Origin of the sequence: Corynebacterium sp. HMSC28B08 (genome assembly GCF_001806865.1) — a bacterium.
Lineage (GTDB): Bacteria > Actinomycetota > Actinomycetes > Mycobacteriales > Mycobacteriaceae > Corynebacterium > Corynebacterium auriscanis.
On sequence record NZ_KV786177.1, the window covers coordinates 1 to 579 of the forward strand.

Annotated in this window: 1 protein-coding gene and 1 pseudogene; both read right to left on the bottom strand. The window is 55.3% G+C overall.

Annotated elements, in window-relative coordinates; translation table 11 throughout:
• Positions 1-251, bottom strand: a 251-nt coding sequence (locus tag HMPREF3098_RS11090; protein ID WP_246815905.1) for a helix-turn-helix domain-containing protein, incomplete at its 3' end; no start/stop codon positions are given.
• A gap of 12 nt (positions 252-263) precedes the next feature.
• Positions 264-579: pseudogene (locus HMPREF3098_RS11095) on the bottom strand (DDE-type integrase/transposase/recombinase); the annotation flags it as partial.

Sequence of the window (579 nt, forward strand, 5' to 3'; positions counted from 1 at the left end):
AGCAGTCGAATGACGATACGTCGTAACGTGGTATTAGCATCCAGTTTCCGCGGTTTCGGGCGTTTGGCCGCATCGATGCTGCGTTGCTGGGCTATCAGTGGGTGATACACCCCGTCGATACTGTTGCGGGTTACCTCGCGGCTGATCACGCTGGGATGCCTGCCGAGTTGTCGGGCGGTGCGACGGATGGAATAGGACTGATCCAGGCAAAACTTGATGTACACCGGGCCTGACCCCCGGAAAGTGGACACGTCGGGGGTTAGCTATACTGCTTTGGTCAGTGTCGCTGACGTCTCGGCTTCAAAGACATCAGGGGCTACAAGATTGCACCATTGAAAGACTTCCTGCCGGCAGGCGATCGGATTGTCAAAGACTTTCCTATCACGCAAGACTTCCCGCTTGAGCGTGGGGTTAAATGATTCTGCTAGGGCGTTATCCGCACTCGTTCCTACCGCTCCCATGGACTGGCGCGCACCCAACGACGAGCAATAGCTCCTAAAGGCTTGTGAGGTGTACACACTGCCGTGATCGGAATGGAATACAGCCCTGAAGTGTCCCAGGTTTTGTTCCGTTTGAGTA